This is a genomic window from Ruegeria sp. BH8, from assembly GCF_056538065.1.
The window spans coordinates 49485-66266 of the sequence record NZ_JBQFSP010000008.1; the positions used below are offsets into that span (position 1 = coordinate 49485).

Annotated in this window: 14 protein-coding genes; 7 read left to right on the top strand and 7 right to left on the bottom strand. The window is 55.3% G+C overall.

Annotated elements, in window-relative coordinates; all coding sequences use genetic code 11:
- Positions 1-47 precede the first annotated feature (47 nt).
- Complete coding sequence (locus ACR0AD_RS14015) at positions 48-350, bottom strand: hypothetical protein (RefSeq protein ID WP_480483453.1); 303 nt, start codon at positions 348-350, stop codon at positions 48-50.
- A gap of 367 nt (positions 351-717) precedes the next feature.
- Between ACR0AD_RS14015 and ACR0AD_RS14020 the strand changes: the two genes are divergently transcribed.
- A complete protein-coding gene (locus tag ACR0AD_RS14020) occupies positions 718-858 on the top strand; it encodes a hypothetical protein (protein WP_480483455.1) in 141 nt (46 codons plus the stop codon).
- Between the two features lie 195 nt (positions 859-1053).
- Here ACR0AD_RS14020 and ACR0AD_RS14025 read toward each other — a convergent pair whose 3' ends face one another.
- From ACR0AD_RS14025 to ACR0AD_RS14045, 5 genes are read right to left on the bottom strand one after another with little or no spacing between them, the layout of a single operon-like run.
- Positions 1054-2565 (bottom strand): class I adenylate-forming enzyme family protein, encoded by a 1512-nt coding sequence (locus ACR0AD_RS14025; protein WP_480483457.1) that lies wholly within the window; start codon positions 2563-2565, stop codon positions 1054-1056.
- The gene (sauS, locus tag ACR0AD_RS14030) at positions 2562-3983 is read right to left on the bottom strand and encodes an acylating sulfoacetaldehyde dehydrogenase (protein ID WP_480488017.1); all 1422 of its coding nucleotides are present in this window, start codon (positions 3981-3983) and stop codon (positions 2562-2564) included. The genes ACR0AD_RS14025 and sauS overlap by 4 nt, the downstream gene beginning before the upstream one ends.
- A 60-nt stretch (positions 3984-4043) precedes the next feature.
- Complete coding sequence (locus ACR0AD_RS14035) at positions 4044-5003, bottom strand: Bug family tripartite tricarboxylate transporter substrate binding protein (protein ID WP_480488016.1); 960 nt, start codon at positions 5001-5003, stop codon at positions 4044-4046.
- 42 nt (positions 5004-5045) lie between these two features.
- Complete coding sequence (locus ACR0AD_RS14040) at positions 5046-5501, bottom strand: tripartite tricarboxylate transporter TctB family protein (RefSeq protein WP_480483463.1); 456 nt, start codon at positions 5499-5501, stop codon at positions 5046-5048.
- The gene (locus ACR0AD_RS14045) at positions 5498-7009 is read right to left on the bottom strand and encodes a tripartite tricarboxylate transporter permease (RefSeq protein WP_480488014.1); all 1512 of its coding nucleotides are present in this window, start codon (positions 7007-7009) and stop codon (positions 5498-5500) included. The genes ACR0AD_RS14040 and ACR0AD_RS14045 overlap by 4 nt, the downstream gene beginning before the upstream one ends.
- 112 nt (positions 7010-7121) lie before the next feature.
- Here ACR0AD_RS14045 and ACR0AD_RS14050 point away from each other — a divergent pair, with 112 nt between their 5' ends.
- The gene (locus ACR0AD_RS14050) at positions 7122-8150 is read left to right on the top strand and encodes a LacI family DNA-binding transcriptional regulator (protein ID WP_480488012.1); all 1029 of its coding nucleotides are present in this window, start codon (positions 7122-7124) and stop codon (positions 8148-8150) included.
- 197 nt (positions 8151-8347) lie between these two features.
- Here the strand turns inward: ACR0AD_RS14050 and ACR0AD_RS14055 are convergent, their stop codons facing one another.
- Positions 8348-9133, bottom strand: a complete 786-nt coding sequence (locus ACR0AD_RS14055; RefSeq protein WP_480483469.1) for a DeoR/GlpR family DNA-binding transcription regulator — start codon at positions 9131-9133, stop codon at positions 8348-8350.
- Positions 9134-9336: 203 nt separating this feature from the next.
- Between ACR0AD_RS14055 and ACR0AD_RS14060 the strand changes: the two genes are divergently transcribed.
- The 5 genes from ACR0AD_RS14060 (at position 9337) to ACR0AD_RS14080 (ending at position 16707) form a co-directional block, all read left to right on the top strand.
- Entirely contained in the window at positions 9337-10284 is a 948-nt protein-coding gene (locus tag ACR0AD_RS14060; RefSeq protein WP_480488010.1) for an ABC transporter substrate-binding protein, read from the top strand.
- A 76-nt stretch (positions 10285-10360) separates the two neighbouring features.
- Positions 10361-11383 (top strand): quaternary amine ABC transporter ATP-binding protein, encoded by a 1023-nt coding sequence (locus ACR0AD_RS14065; RefSeq protein WP_480488008.1) that lies wholly within the window; start codon positions 10361-10363, stop codon positions 11381-11383.
- Positions 11380-13371 (top strand): ABC transporter permease, encoded by a 1992-nt coding sequence (locus ACR0AD_RS14070; protein WP_480488006.1) that lies wholly within the window; start codon positions 11380-11382, stop codon positions 13369-13371. The genes ACR0AD_RS14065 and ACR0AD_RS14070 overlap by 4 nt, the downstream gene beginning before the upstream one ends.
- Position 13372: 1 nt before the next feature.
- Positions 13373-14254, top strand: coding sequence for a phosphotransferase (locus ACR0AD_RS14075; RefSeq protein ID WP_480488005.1), 882 nt, complete (start codon positions 13373-13375; stop codon positions 14252-14254).
- A gap of 8 nt (positions 14255-14262) precedes the next feature.
- On the top strand, positions 14263-16707 hold the full coding sequence (locus tag ACR0AD_RS14080; RefSeq protein ID WP_480488003.1) for a GcvT family protein: 2445 nt from the start codon (positions 14263-14265) through the stop codon (positions 16705-16707).
- The last annotated feature ends 75 nt before the right edge of the window (positions 16708-16782 follow it).

Here is a 16782-nt window from a genome sequence, read left to right on the forward strand (position 1 = left end):
TTGAACCGTGACATCTTTTGGCTCTGGGATAAAGCCTTGATGAAATTTTAGGCAACCACAAGCAGAAATATCTCCGACGACCTATCGCTGGCAATTTTCTGAGGATCAGCTCGGTCTTCGTGACATTTTCGTGAAGCCACGCGAAATCCGAACAATCCTTCGTGCCCGAATGGCGACAGCATTCTGGCCTCGGACAAACCAAAAAATACGCGAATCAGTGACGTCATTTCAGCAAGCCTGTGGTCCATTACATGTATCACACGGTTCAGAATACCACGGGTCAGATCACTGAGCTTTGTCAGGCTCTGTTGCACAGAGTCGAGCGCGCCGAGTAGTTCGGGTGATCGCATGGGCCTTTCCGTCGACACGCAGCTTCGGCGATTGCAGTGGCATGACCGGCATGACCCCGAATATCCAGAACCTCTCCTAACGCATTGCAGAACATATCGAAGAACCTTCTAACGGAGACCACCCGGCTATTATCGCACAAGCGGGCCGCTTTGGCGGCTGGTCGTTTTATGTTGAAAATGGCGTTCCAGCCTATGCCTACAACTGGTTGGGGATCGAGATACTTACCGTTTCGGCGTCCGAATCTGTGACCGAAGGTACTCATGAAATCGTCCTCGATTTAGATTATGACGGTGGAAGCCCTGACAAAGGTGGGACGGCACCCTCTTTGTTGACGAGATGCAGGTGGCACAGGGCAGGACCGACCAGATGCAGGCCATCATCTTTTCGGCGGACGAAACAGCAGACGTTGGCTTCGACCTTTCCACACCGGTGGCCAAAGCGAACGGCGCCGAAGCAGCTTTGCGTTTTACCTGCAAGGTAATCTCGGTGACGGTGGCGGTTGAGTAAGATCGCTCCGAAAGAGGAGAGGCGTTCAGGCATCTGCCACAACGGGTGCCTGGAACCGTTGATGTAAACACGCTTATCATGACGATTGAAAGGCTTTCGGCACTGCTGAAGCTGGCGACGTGAATTGCTTTTGTGGCTATTCCCGCTGTTGTTTTGGCATTTATTTTTCAGGTAGAGTCGGACCGGCATTGCCATCTACATTTTCAAGTCGCTCGCCTCCTCGCTAACGATTTGTAGGATCCTGTTTCTCTGGATCTTTCCCGAAGGGCCCTTTGGAAGATCAATCAGAATATGAACTTTGTCAGGAGACTTGAAACGGCCTAGCTGGGACTCACAGATCTTTGACAAAGCTTGCGGCGTCAATTCAGAACCTTCTCGAATTTTGACCGCTGCCTCGACGGTTTCACCGTAGCTTTTGCAAGGGCGGGCAAAGGCCGCAGCTTCAACAACGTCGGGGTGTGAATAAAGCGCCTCGTCAATCTCACGAGGGGCTATATTCTCCCCTCCCTTAATGATCAGTTCTTTCAATCGACCGGTCACATAAACATACCCGTCCTGATCCATGCGGGCGAGATCTCCGGTCAGCAACCAGCCATCCGAAGTAAATGTGCCCGCAGTAGCATCCGGGTCATTGAGGTACTCCAGCATCACATTCGGACCGCGTATGACCAACTCACCTTCTGTTCCGGTAGGTACAGGCCGAAGTTCCGCGTCCAGAATTGCAACCTCATTTCCATATGCAATGCCGGGTGAACCAATCTTCCGAACGCCGGGGGGCAGCGGGTTTGACAGAATCTGAGCGGCAGTTTCCGTCAAGCCCATGGTTTCCACGATTGGGATTTCGAAACGATCCTCAAAGCCACGCTGCACGTCCGGCGCCAAGGCTGACGACGCAGAGCGCCCGAAACGCACGCGTTGCCGGGTTTGCGCATCCGGACTAGTCTCAGAGTGCAGCAGGTGCGAGATAATGGTCGGAACGACCGAGAACCACGTTGCCTCGGCCTTTCCAAGATTGTCCCAGAACTTGCTGGAAGAAAATCGTTCGCACACGGCCAACGATCCGCCTGAGACCAGTGTTCCCATCACCGTCACGCAGAGCCCGTTAATATGATAGATCGGCAAGACGCAAAACCCGCGATCAGCCTCGGACAATTCATGGGCAATTTTGGTCGTCCAACCCCCTGCCAACAGGCTGGAATGTGTGTGGACCACCCCCTTGGGGCGACCGGTTGTTCCGGATGTATACATCAACAACGCGTGGCTATGAGGCGAGAGGCTATGCAGGTTGCTGCCGGACTCAACGGCATCTGCCACCTTCAACTGTTTGATTTTCGCAGGATTGGCCGTTCGCCTGAACAGGTCCGTTTGATCGGAATGTACAAATCCATAGCATGCGCCGCTGTGTTCCAGCGCGTAGGCAACGGCGCTGTCACCCGCGACAAGATTGATCATCGTGGCCCGAAACCCGCCATAGAGAACGCCAAAAAGGACCTCAAGCGCTTCCCGGCAATTGGGGTAGAGGATGGCGACGCTTTCTCCCTTCGCCACACCCCGTTCGGTCAACATGCTTGCGATGCGGCGAGCTGAGTCACGCAATTCACCCCAATTCAGGTCCCGCGCCCCGTCCGGGAAAACGAACCCGGTTCCCCCGCGGCTTGCCCGACGGTCAAGCCAGTCCCGGACGGTTCCCTTGGGTGGTTCGATCATTGCCCCGCCTCCGACCAATAGCCGCCAAATATCGCTTCCAATTCGGGCTCGCGCGGCGGCGTTTCACGGATGATCTTTGTCGTTTGTACGAAATGCCGCCAATGCAGATTGGTGTCGATGGAATTGCCTCCCCAACTGCCGCAGCCCATTGACAGCGAAAAGGGCATGCAGTTGGTGAAGCTGCCACCAGTGGCAAAGGTATGCGCCTGGTTTACAATGACCCGGCAGGTGGGCAGGTCACGACCCAACCCAACCGCGCGCGCGTCGTCGCTGGTATGGATTCCGACAGAATGCCCCGCGCCCTGGTGTTCCAGAATACGAGCCGCGATTACCTTGGCTTCTTCAAAATTTGCCGCTCGATAAAGCGCCAGAACCCGGCTGAGCTTTTCCCCCGACAAAGGATGATCCGGGCCAATTCCGTCAGTTTCCACGGCTAGGAACTTGGTCCCCTCGGGGACCTTATCCGCCATATCCAGTGCTTCAAGCATCTTGCCAGCGTCCTGCGCGATTACAGATCGGTTGAGATGCCCATCGGGCCACAGCCGTGCGATGATGTTTCCAGCCTCGGAAGATGGCACCAAGGCACCGCCTTCAACGGCGATCGCGGCGACAAAGGCGTCATAGACCGCATCTACAACAACCAGCGCATTTTCAGACGAGCAGGACGTCGCGTTGTCGAAGCATTTCGATGCCGTGATCTTGGAAGCAGCTGCGGCCAAATCTGCGGTTTCGTCCACAATCACCGTCACATTGCCCGCACCAACCGCCACTGCTGGCGTTCCACAGGATTGCGCGCGTTGGACGTTGTTCTGGCTGCCGGTACAGATCACGCGATCTACGGCTTCCATCAACCTTTGTGTCTTGGCCTTGGATCCGGGCGCAGGGATCATCTGGACCAGATCGCAATCGAGGCCGAGCTTGTCAAACTCTGAATGGATAAAAGCGATCAGCATCTCGCAGGAAGCGACTCCTTTGGGGGATGGTGCCACCACGATGGAGTTGCCTCCTTTGAGCGCATTGATGATATTGTTCGCCGGCGTCGCAGCGGGGTTGGTCGATGGAACCACAGCACCGATTACACCGATTGGGCGTGCAATCTCGGTCATGCCGGTTGCTGGATTGTCGCTAATGATGCCGTGGGTTTTCACGTCAGCGATATCGCGCAACAAGCCCAGAGTCTTGCGGTGGTTCTTTGTAATCTTGTCCGGAACATTACCCAGACCGGTGGTCGCAACAGCGATTTCGGCCAGTGCCCGATTGCGTGTTGGCTCCATGATTGCCCATCCCGCCGCCAGCGCCGCCTTGTCGTACAGCGCCTGACTGCCGCTTTCTTCAAAGGTCGCTTGGGCCTTGCGCGCATGCGCTACTATGCGATCAACTTCGTCGATCTGGGGGGAAACCCCTTCCTGAGCGTTCATCTCGGTCCTCGATTGTTTGATCGGGGCGGACCCACTCCGCCCCGTAGGGAGTTGACTGGTTCAGAGCCCAGCCAACAATTCGTTCAGTGTTTGCTGACGTTTCTCCCACATCTTGATCACTTCATCGCGTGTCATGATGTGCATGGGCGATCCGCCAGCTTCCATCTTTTTCACCACACGATCGTTGGCGAACATCTCGGGAACCGTTTCCGCAAGTTTCTCGATCACCTCGGGCGGCGTTCCCTTGGGCACCATCACGCCCCGGAAATTGACCGACGAGTTGTCGACATCAAGCCCCTGTTCCATCATAGTCGGCACGTCGGGCAGGAACGCGTTTCGCTCAAGATCTGCGACACCCAGGATTTTGACGTTGCCCGCCTCTTTTGCGCGGAACGCATCCGACAGGTTGTTTATACCACCCATGACTTCGCCAGCAATTACCGCTTTCATGGCCGCTGCGCCGCCACCTTTGGTCGGGATATAGGCCATCGTTGTTCCTGCAGCCTTGTCGATTTGAAGAGCCGCAATGTGGTGACCAACAAAAAGCCCAGCCCCGGACACGGTAAGCTTGCCGGGGTTTTCCTTGGCATATGCGACAACACCTTCCATCGAGTTGAACGGGCTGTCCGCACCAACCACGAAGACAGCCGGGTCAGCACCCCAGTTGGCGATGGGCTCAAAGCTGTCGACCGAATACTCGACCCCACCCTTGATCGATTGGGCGATGAAATGTGGAACATTGTAGGCAGCAAGCGTGTAGCCATCGGCGTCGGCCTGGGTTGCGAACCAGTTCCAACCCACACGCCCTCCGGCGCCGGGTTTGTTTATGATGGCGATTGGCATTCCCAGCGCGTCTTCATTCCCGGATGTCATGGTGACAATCCGCGCCTGAAAGTCGGTTGCGCCACCAGCGCCGTAACTGACCATCATCATGATTGGGCGTTCGGGATACTCCTCGGCAACCGCCGCGCCCGTCAGGCTCGTGAGGGCCAGTGCTGCCCCTGTAATCAACCGTTTCATTTGCGTTTCCTCCCTATATTGGTTCACCCGCATCCCTTGCGGTCAGAACAGAAATTCCCTTGGTGTGTAGACTTGCAGAAGCATGGCAAAGAGCCCGTACATCACCGCCACAAAGATCGCTGTGATGACACCGCGCTTGACCCAGGTTTTGGCTTCGGAATGTGGGTCTGGATCGTAAATCGACAGCAGAATGAAAAACGCGATTGCCGTTGCTGTGTAGAACCCCAGCGATTTGGACGCCCAGAAGACATAGATAAGGGTGACGAACAGGCCCGGCAGCATGTTGATGAACATCATGCGGGTCACGCCGTTGCCTACCTTGGACAATCCCATCAGCGCTTTGCCGAAGGTCCACCCTGCCAAAACCACAAAGACCGAAGCGATAAGACGCGGAAACAGAAATGCCTCGACCGGTTGTTGAGTAAAGCTGACCCAGGTTACCCAAAGTCCTACGGCAAAAACCAAACCCGACCCGATTATGTGTTGTGTGCGGTTCATGCCTGTGCCTCCTCTTTGGTGGTATAGCGCCGGTGGCGAAGTTCCATCCAAACCGAGTAGGCAATTGAAGCCAGTACAACGGCGATCAGCAGAAGATTCAATCCGCCCGTCAGGAAGTAAGAGGCCTTGCCGACGGTCGCGTCCGCGATCATTCCGCCCTGAATGAAGTTGGCTTCGGCAATCGGACCAAGGATCAATCCCAGTACCAACGGAGCAGCCGAGAATCCAAATCGTTCCAGAAAGAACATCCCAATGCCAAGGCACGCCATGACATAGACATCCCCCATCGAACTCTGAACCGAGTAGGCGCCGAAGACCGAAAGGGCCAAAACAACGGCCGCCATGACCGATTGCGGCACCTGCGCGACACGCGCGGCCAGACCAGCAATGTATAGGCCGAAGACGCACATCAGGACCTGGCCGATCAGCATGGAGTTTATGAACGTCCACGCAACGTCCGGGTGGTTGTCGAACAGATCCGAGCCCGGAAAAATTCCGTGAATCAGCAGCCCGCCCAGCAAAACGGCTGCGGTTGGGCTACCCGGGATCGACAAGGTCAACAACGGTACCAGAGATGGGCCCACCATCGCATTGTTGGCGGACTCCGCGGCAATTACGCCCTCGGAATGACCCGTGCCGAACTTGTCCTTCTCGGCTGAAAACTTCTTACTCTGATCATAGGCAACCAGCCCGGCAATTTGCCCGCCAACGCCTGGGATCAGGCCAATGATGGAACCTGTCAGTGTGCCGATGCTAAGTGCTCGGGTGCGGCTGAACAGTTCTCGCAATGCGGCCATGATCGAATGGCGCTGTACTTCGATGACTTCAGCACCCGTGTCGTGGCGTCCCTTTGCAAACATCGTCAGCACCTGAGGGATCGCGAACAGACCGATCAGCGCCGCGATAATGTTGATGCCGCCGCCCAGTGCAGGGTGAAAGATAAAGCGTTGCGCGCCCATAATGTCGTCGAAACCGACTGTCGCCAGCCACAATCCGATACAACCCGATAGCAAACCTTTGACCACGGATGCAGAATCCAGCGTGCCGATCACAGTCACCCCTAAAATGGCCAGCCAGAACAGGTGTGAGGGGCCAAACGCCAGCGCCCATTTGGCCAAAACCGGTGTCAGAAAGATCAATAGGAGCACACCGAAGATGCCGCCAACCGCCGAGGCCAGAAACGACAGTTGCAGCGCCCGCGCCCCTTGTCCCTGCTTGGCCATGGTGTGGCCGTCCAGAGTGGTGGCAATATTGGCTGGAGCGCCTGGGATTTTCAGTAGAATTGCACTCACCGCGCCACCAGCAACGGTCGAGGTATAGGCGGCTCCCAGCAAGATCAGCCCCTGTGCGGCCTCAAGCTGGAAGGTGAACGGAATCAAAAGGGCAACCGCCATCGTTGGTGACAAGCCTGGTGTCGCGCCCAGGATCAGCCCTCCGATCGTGCCGCCCAAAAGCAGCAAGAAGGACATCGGTGTGAACACATCCCCGAAGTAGTAAATGAATTCCATCCAGTGCCTCCCAACCCGTTTGTCTGCACTTTTGGTTTGTTGACAAATCAGGTTAGGGGATGAAAATAGTATTGCAAATGTTTTCATAAAATCGACCGAACAGGACGAAATTATGTCTAATTTTCAGCATGGTAAAGTCGATATCGTGGCAGTCGCAAAGGCCGCGAAGGTTTCACCGTCTACGGTTTCTCGTACCTTCAATCACCCTGATCTGGTCAGCCCTGCGACTCGCAAAAAGATCAACAGGGCAGTGCAGCGGCTCGGGTATATCCGCAATCGTGCCGCTCAAACAATGCATGGCAAACGGTCAGGAACGATTGGCCTGGTCGTACCAACTATCAACCATGCCATCTTCGCCGAGGTCATTCAGGCTTTTTCCGACTCTATCGACAAGGCAGGATTCAGCCTTCTACTGGCGTCGCACGGGTATGATCTAGATCGGGAATACGCGATGGTCCGCAAGTTTCTTGAACATCGTGTGGACGGCGTGGCATTGGTTGGCTTGGAGCATTCCGATGCCACCAATCGGTTGATCACGCAGCAGAAAATACCTGCACTTGCGATTTGGAACTACTCAAAGGATTCGGAACTTCCTTGTGTCGGGGCCGACAACCAGTTGGCCGGCCGTCTCGCAACAGAGCACCTGCTGGCCCTAGGGCATCGTGACATTGGGCTGATCTTTCCAAAGACCAGTGGTAATGACCGCGCGCAACATCGACTTTCCGCCGTGCACGAAGCGCTACAAAATATGGGTGTCTCCGTTCCGGGCGAGCACGAATCTGAAGCTCCTTACAGCGTTTCGCAGGCCAAGCAGGCTGCGCTGAACCTTTTGGCGGAAACATCTCGACTTACGGCTTTGTTATGTGGAAATGACGTCATAGCGCAGGGCGCTTTGTTTGCGGCCCAGAAACTGGGGTTGAACGTTCCCGGCGATCTTTCAATAATGGGCATCGGAGATTTCAAGGGATCAGCTGATGTTGAGCCGGGGCTCACCACCATTCGAATCCCCGCCGAAGCCATCGGTAAACTCGCAGGTGACAAGTTCACCGATTACATTACGTCAGATGAGTCGGAACATTTTAAAATTTGCTGCGAGCTGGAGTGTGTTGTTAGAGGAACAACAGGTCCAGTGTCAGTATAATAGTCGGCATTGCCAACTTGTTTGCACATTCTGAACGGGGGTGTCGCAAACTATGAGGCCCGGTTGACGAACATGCGCGATTTGACGTTTTTCCTGTCGAATAGTTCGTTAACAGATTTCAACATGATCTCATTAAAAGGCTGCCATCTCCTCAAAGATGCAGTTTTGTACGCTGGGTACATCTATCAGTTCTGACACTAGTCCGACCCTGCGATAACAACTTCGATTTCATTTTTGTCGAGCATGGCCAGGATGTTGGCAGGAGGAACGCGGTCCGTATACAAAACATCAATTCCGGCCATGTTATGGAGAGATATCGGGGCCCGCTTGTTGAATTTTCCGCTGTCGGCTACGACGATGCGCACCTGCGCATTTTCAGCCGCAGCACGCGCGATATTGGCCTCTTCAAGATCATGAAGCATGAAGCCCAAATCGCCATTCACGGCTCCAACCGAGAACACTGCCAGCTGTACGTTGAAACGCTTCACAAGATCTAATGCCTCTGCACCGAAAGCGCCCCCATCATGGGCGCGCAGTTCTCCGCCCGCCAGAAACACCCGGTTGTTGTTGTGCTTTGACAACGTGTAAGCGACGAAAACCGAATTTGTAACTACAAACAGGTCTTTGTGTTTCCGTAGCGCGAGCGCGACGTAGGCGGTCGTCGAACCGATATCCAGAAATAGGGAATCCCCGTCGCTAATTGTATTTGCGACTGCCCGGGCTATTGCTTCTTTCGCATGTGCTTGCGTTCCCAAACGGTTTTCAAAGGGTGGCTCTATGGCGTCTTCGCTAAGATGTACGCCGCCATGCACCTTCCGCACGATCTTGCGCTCTTCCAGCGCCTTGACGTTGCGCCGGATCGTTTCATTGGAAACATTCAGTTTTTGAGCCAGGAGGCTGACCCTGCACGACCCGCCCGCATGTTGCAGCTCGCGAAGGATTTCTTCTTCGCGCTGATTTGTGGTTTTTCGTGGCTTTAACATGCGACCTCCTGAAAGGGGGATACGGCAGTCATCCCAATAAAACAATATTACGTCCAATACAGTGCCGTTCGGGGCTTTTTGTGTGAATTATAACGAATATTCGTGGCGAAGTGTGGTTTTTATTGACGTAGTTGTCAGATTGGCGCAGCATGGAAGTGTAATAAACGAAAAACACTCAAAAAGCCACATTCAGGGAGCACAACATGATCAGGAAATTCAATGCACTACACGCAATGGCATTAGTCGCTGGCGTAACTGCTTCGGCTTCTTGGGCCGCCGAATCGACGGACCCAATCAAACTGACGTTGCATGATTGGTCAGGGCAGCTGATCAACACCAAGATAATGGGATCAATCCTGCAAGAGGCCGGATACAACGTTGAGTATGTACAGGCAGACTATATCGCTCAGTTTGCGGGCCTGAAGACAGGTGATCTACATCTGGCAATGGAAATCTGGGAAACCACCGGGCGTGAAGCGCTGGACGAAGCCACCGCCTCTGGAAATGTGGTGAACGTTGGTGAAACCGGTCTGATGGCGATCGAAGAATGGTGGTACCCGACTTACATGAAAGACCGCTGCCCCGGCTTGCCAAACTGGGAAGCTCTGAAAGACTGCGCAGGGGAATTTGCCACGGCTGAAACCTCGCCAAATGGGCGCTATGTCGGCGGACCCGTGACCTGGGGCGGTTTCGACGAAGAACGCGTCGAAGCGTTAGAGCTGGAGTTTGAAGTTGTCCACGCAGGCACGGATGCTGCGCTTTTTGCAGAGCTGGAATCCGCATATCAGCGCGAAGATCCGATCATGCTGTGGGTCTATGTTCCGCACTGGGCCCCGGCCAAATATGACGGTGAATTCGTGGAGTTTCCGCCATACTCGGCCGAGTGCTACAGCGACCCGTCCGTCGGTGTGAACCCGGCCTTGGCCTATGATTGCGGAAAACCGCGCGGTCCGATCTGGAAGGCTGCTTGGTCTGGCCTGCAAGAAAAGTGGCCGGGCGCGTATGACATCATCGAAGCCTATAACATCAATAACGACGAGATGAGCGCCATGGTCGGCAAAGCCGATCTGGACGGTGTGGATATTGATGCAGTTGTCGCGGATTGGATGGAGACGAACAAGGACCGTTGGTCTGGCTGGATCTCTAAATAATCTGCTTGGCCGAAGCGGTTACCCCGCTCTCCTCTACCGCTTCGGTCTTTTTCCGTCTTAGTCCCGGACACCACTGATGACCCCCACAACAAAACTGTCCTGCCGAAACGTTTGGAAGCTTTACGGTCCAAACGCCGAGACCCTTCTGGCGCAAAATCCGAACCCATCGGCAGATGACATTCGAAATGCGGGTGTGATCGGAGCGGTACGCAACGCCAATATTGAAATCGTTGAAGGTGAAATCTTCATCATTATGGGCCTGTCCGGTTCAGGCAAATCAACCCTGGTTCGTTGTCTATCCAGGTTGATCGAACCCACGAGCGGAGAGGTTCTGTTCGACGACGCCGACCTGCTGCGCGCCAGCGAGAAAGAAATGATTGAAATCCGTCGGCACAAGATGGGCATGGTGTTTCAGCATTTTGCCCTGCTACCGCACCTGACCGTATTGCAGAATGTGATGTTCCCCCTGACTATTCAGGCTACGCCCAAACACGAAGCCGACGCAAAGGCGAGAGACGTGGTGGAACTGGTCGGCCTGAAAGGGCGCGAGGACTACTATCCACGAGAGCTCTCGGGTGGTCAGCAACAGCGTGTGGGCATTGCTCGATCGTTGGTGACAGAGCCCGATCTTTGGTTTCTGGACGAGCCTTTTTCGGCCCTCGATCCGCTGATCCGGCGCGAAATGCAGGATGAATTTCTGCGACTCCAGGAACGGTTGCATAAGACTATTGTCTTTATCACACACGACTTTGAAGAAGCTGTTCGCTTGGCCGACCGCATCGCAATTATGAAGGACGGTGAAGTCATCCAGATTGCCACCCCGGAGGAACTGGTGATGAATCCAGCGACAGATTATGTGGCTGAATTCACGCGCCATATTCCGCGCTCCAAGGTTTTGACGGTTGGTGGTGTAATGACCGTCGGCGCTGCAGGTGAAGGTGAGCCCATTGTGCAATCGACCCGCGTCTCGACCGTGGCGGAACGGATCATCGCCGCAGATGCACCAATTCCCGTGACAGACGGCAAAGGTCTGGTTATTGGCGCCATTGATCGCAAGGCTGTGGCCCATGTGCTATTCGGTGAAGGGGACGCGGTATGAGCCGCCTGTCCCGCAGTCAGCTAGTCATTCTGCTGCTTGTCGGACTCACGATCCTGCTGGGGTATTTCGGCAGTAACCTGGGAAAAGCGCTCGATGCGCGCTGGATCACCAAATTCCCGTCGGCCTGGGTCGTCCCATTCAAAACTTATATCTCATCCGCAATGTCCTGGCTGATCGAGGATGCTGCAATCGGCCCAGTTTCGTTCACCGACGTTACCCGCGCTGCTGCTTGGTTGATAGAACAGCCCTATGACCTTGTCTTGTCCCTGCTGGCCGAAGGTTTTGTCACCGGGCAAGGCAACGATGCGCAAGTCATCCTACCTGCGATCAGCTGGATCGTGGTGATCACCGCCGTAATAGCTTTGGGACAGTATTGCCGGGACTGGGGGCTCGCGGCATTGGTCGGCGGCTGCTTTACCTATCTGGCCGTCTTTGGCCAGTGGGACAGCGCGATGGTTACCCTTGCCTCGGTCCTGATTGCGGTGCCCATTGGCGCGGGCGGTGGGCTGTTGTTGGGGATATTGGCCTATCGCCACCTGACTTTCGACCGCATCATCTCGCCCATTCTGGACTTGATGCAGACAATCCCGATCTTCGCCTATCTGGTACCAATTCTGTTCATGTTCGGCTTTGGACCGATTTCGGCGCTGGTCGCCACGATCATCTATGCGACACCGCCTATGGTGCGAATCACCACGCTTGCCTTGAGAGCCGTCGACCCCGAGATTTTGGACTTCGGGCGCATGGCAGGCACGACGCAAAAGCAGTTGATGTGGCGCGTTTTGGTTCCTTCCGCCAGCCACAGTCTGATGGTAGGCGTCAATCAGGTGATCATGCTGACGCTGAACATGGTCATCATTGCCTCGATGATCGGGGCCGGAGGATTAGGGTTTGACGTCCTTGCCGCGCTGCGCCGGCTGGACATCGGCGCTGGGTTCGAGGCCGGTATTGCCATTGTAGTTCTGGCCATTGCCGTCGATCGCCTAAGTCAGGCTTTTGCTGAGCGTATGGGGCAGGTACATCACGAGCTCCCCGGCTCGTGGATCACCCGCCATCGTCGGACAGTTCTGGTAATGATCCTGCTGATTTTGACCTGGGTTCTGGGACAGTTTTCACCCCTGTTGCTGGAATATCCTGAAAGCCAGACGATCACCACTGGCGGGTTCTGGGATGACACGGTCAAATACCTGAACATCAATTATTTTGACACGTTCGAGGCGATCAAGATCTTCTTCCTGACGTGGTTCATGATCCCGATCAAAACGGTTTTGCTGGGAATCCCATGGCCTTGGGCCATTGCCATGCTGACCTTGCTGGGTTGGCACGCAGGGGGCTGGCGGCTGGCGCTGCTGTGCGGAGGACTGGCGTCGCTGATCCTCGTGTCAGGACTGTGGGCCAAGGCAATGGTGACAGTTTATCTCTGCGGAGCCTCTGTGTTTCTTGCTACCCTGATCGGTGTTCCGCTGGGCGTTGTGGCTGCTCTGAACAAACGCGCCGGGACGGTGATCAACCTGTTTATTGATACGCTGCAGACATTACCCAGCTTTGTCTATCTGATCCCGGTAGTGATGCTGTTCCGTGTCGGCGATTTCACTGCTCTGATTGCCATAGTCCTTTACGCACTGGCCCCGGCCGTGCGTTACGCGGCCCACGGCGTGCGATCGGTCAGTGAGGAATTGATCGAGGCTGGATTGGTTTCTGGCTGCACAGGCACGCAACTCCTGCGCCATATTCGCTTGCCCATGGCCCTGCCCGAAATCCTTTTGGGTATTAACCAGACCATCATGCTGGCGCTGTCCATGCTGGTTATCACGGCCCTCGTTGGCACCCGGGATCTGGGGCAAGAGGTCTACATTGCCCTGACAAAGGCTGACACTGGTCGAGGTCTGGTGGCAGGGCTGTCCATCGCATTCATTGCCATCATCGCTGATAGGCTGATCAACGCAAGCGCTCGTCAGGCACGCATCCGCTTTGGAATGGAGAGTTGATATGACCCAATCCGATCTGATGACCCGCATTCGCAAGCTACCGATCTGGCAGGGCGAGATCAAAGCCACCCCTTTGACGGGTGGGATCACAAATGTGAACTACAAGGTTACTGACAGCAGTGGATCCTACGTGGTGCGTGTCGGTGACGACATCCCTTTGCACCAGGTGATGCGCTTTAACGAACTGGCCGCCAGTAAGGCCGCCCATGCTGCAGGTCTGTCACCCGCTGTAGTATTTTCGTCCAACGAACTAACAGTGCTGGAATTCGTCGAAAGCCGCACTCTGACCGAAGAAGACGTACGCGACCCCAGTATGCTGCCTCGGGTGCTGGAACTCGTGAAAGCCTGCCACCTTGAGGTGCCCAAGCACCTGCGCGGCCCGTCGCTGGTATTCTGGGTCTTTCACGTCATCCGCGACTATGCCGCCACTCTCACCGAGCGTGGAAGTTCGCACACGGACCTGATCCCGGAACTTGTTCGAATTGGAAATGACCTGGAAGCCGAGGCCGGGCCGTTCGACATCGTGTTTGGCCATAACGACCTGCTTTGCGGCAACTTTCTGGACGATGGCACCCGCCTGTGGCTGATCGATTTCGACTACGCGGGACTCAACTCGCCATTATTTGACTTGGGGGGGCTGGCCTCGAACAACTCTCTTTCCAATGAACAAGAGGACTGGGTTCTGGAAACCTATTTCCAGGCACCCGTCACCAACCAATTACGTCATCGCTATACGGCGATGAAATGCGCCTCGCTGCTTCGTGAAACCATGTGGAGCATGGTGTCCGAGATCACCTCGGAAATCGACTTCGATTACGCAGCCTACACAAGCGAAAATCTCGCACGGTTTCGCACGGCCCTGACCGACTACAAAAACACCTGAGGACAGATATGACCGACCTTCCAAATACAGCCAAAGCCGTCATCATCGGCGGCGGCATCATCGGCTGCTCGACCGCCTATCACCTTGCTAAGCTGGGTTGGACCGACACGGTGCTGCTGGAACGCAAAAAGCTGACTTCAGGCACCACATTCCATGCTGCGGGCCTGGTGGGGCAGCTGCGTTCGAACGCCAATATCACTCAGCTGCTGGGATATTCAGTCGATCTGTACAACAAGATTGAAGAAGAAACCGGTCTGGGAACGGGTTGGAAAATGAATGGTGGTTTGCGCCTTGCCTGCAACGAGGAACGCTGGACCGAGGTCAAACGGCAGGCCACCACAGCCCATTCCTTTGGTCTGGACATGCAGCTGCTAACCCCGAAGGAAGCGCAGGATCTTTGGCCGCTGATGGATATCGGTGACGTCATCGGCGCGGCGTTCCTGCCCACCGATGGGCAAGCAAACCCCTCGGACATTACCCAGGCGCTGGCCAAGGGAGCGCGCATGGCAGGCGCGAAGATATTCGAGGATACCAAGGCCACCGATCTTGAAATCGAGAACGGCAAGATCCGCGCCGTAATCACTGAACATGGCCGTATCGAATGTGAAAAGGTGATCGTGTGTGCCGGTCAGTGGACGCGCGATTTTGCCGCCAAGTTCGGTGTGAATGTGCCGCTGGTGCCAATGGAACATCAGTACATGGTCACAGAACCATTTGGTGTACCCGGTGATCTGCCTACCCTGCGGGATCCCGATCGGCTGACCTATTACAAGGAAGAAGTTGGTGGGCTCGTCATGGGCGGTTATGAGCCGAACCCGATCCCGTGGGCGGTGAATGGCATACCTAAAGATTTCCACTACACCTTGCTCGACAGTAACTTCGACCATTTCGAACAGATCATGGAGCTGTCGCTGGGCCGGGTGCCAGCGTTGGAGACCGCGGGGATCAAGACCCTGACCAATGGTCCCGAAAGCTTCACTCCGGATGGCAACTTCATTGTAGGTGAAGCACCAGAGCTGAAGAATTTCTTTGTTGGTGCTGGTTTCAACGCCTTTGGCATTGCTTCTGGCGGTGGCGCCGGAATGGTGCTGGCAGAATGGGCCGCCAAGGGCGAGCCGCCCTTTGACCTGTGGTCCGCCGACATTCGCCGTTTTGGCCGCCCGCATTTCGACACCGATTGGGTTCGCACCCGAACAGTCGAAGCATATGGCAAACACTACACTATGGCTTGGCCTCATGAAGAACACGAGTCCGGCCGCCCCTGCCGCAAGTCACCGCTGTACGATACGCTTATGGATCAGGGCGCTTGCTTTGGAGAAAAACTGGGTTGGGAGCGTCCAAACTGGTTTGCCGACGCATCGCTGGGTGAAACGCCCAAGGACGAATACAGCTTTGGTCGCCAGAACTGGTTCGCTGCCGTTGGTCGTGAACACAAAGCGGCCCGAGAAGCGGCAGTGCTGTTCGATCAAACATCATTTGCCAAATTCGCGCTGAAAGGCCCGGACGCCTTGGCGGCGATGAACTGGATTTGTGCCAATGATGTGGACAAACCGGTGGGAGCGCTGGTCTATACCCAGATGCTCAATGACAAGGGCGGAATTGAATGCGACCTGACCGTGGGCCGTGTAGCGCATGATGAATTCTACATTGTCACTGGTACGGGCTATGCCACCCACGATTTTGACTGGATCAGCCGAAATATTCCGGACGGGCTGAACTGCCAGCTGTTCGATATCACCTCCTCGAACGCAGTGTTGTCGCTGATGGGGCCAAAAGCACGAGATATTCTGGCGGCAGTTACCCGTGATGATGTCTCGAATGACGGGTTCAGGTTTGGCACAATCCGGACAATCGGCATCGCGGGTTGCCCGGTCAAGGCGCTGCGGGTGACATATGTGGGCGAGCTTGGCTGGGAACTGCACTTGCCTGTCGAATACGCGCAAACAGTCTATTCTGCGCTGATTGAAGCAGGGCAACCGCAAGGGCTGGTTAATGCGGGCTACCGCGCAATTGAATCTCTTCGGTTAGAAAAGGGTTACCGCGCCTGGGGGTCTGATATCGGGCCTGATCACACGCCGTTTGAAAGCGGTCTGGGATGGGCTGTGAAACTGCGCAAAAACATAAACTTCAAGGGTCGCGCGGCAAGCGAGAAGCAAAAGGCCGAGGGCGTCAAAAAGATGCTGGCCTGCTTCACCGTCGACCCCGATGTGGTGCTGTTGGGCCGCGAAACAATATACCGGGATGGAGAACGGGTGGGTTGGCTAACGTCGGGAGGCTATGGCTATACAACCGGCAAATCCATCGGTTACGGCTATGTCCGAAATCAGGGCGGCGTCGATGCAGATTTTGTTACGTCCGGCACGTATGAGTTGGAGGTTGCGACCCAACGTGTCTCCTGCGACGTGACACTTCAACCGCTTTACGATCCCAAAATGGACCGTATCAAATCGTAAGATAAACTCCTGTTACCTTGATGAGGTTGGGGCAAATGTGTCCCAACCTCAATACCTCGGGAAACGTGGTTATTT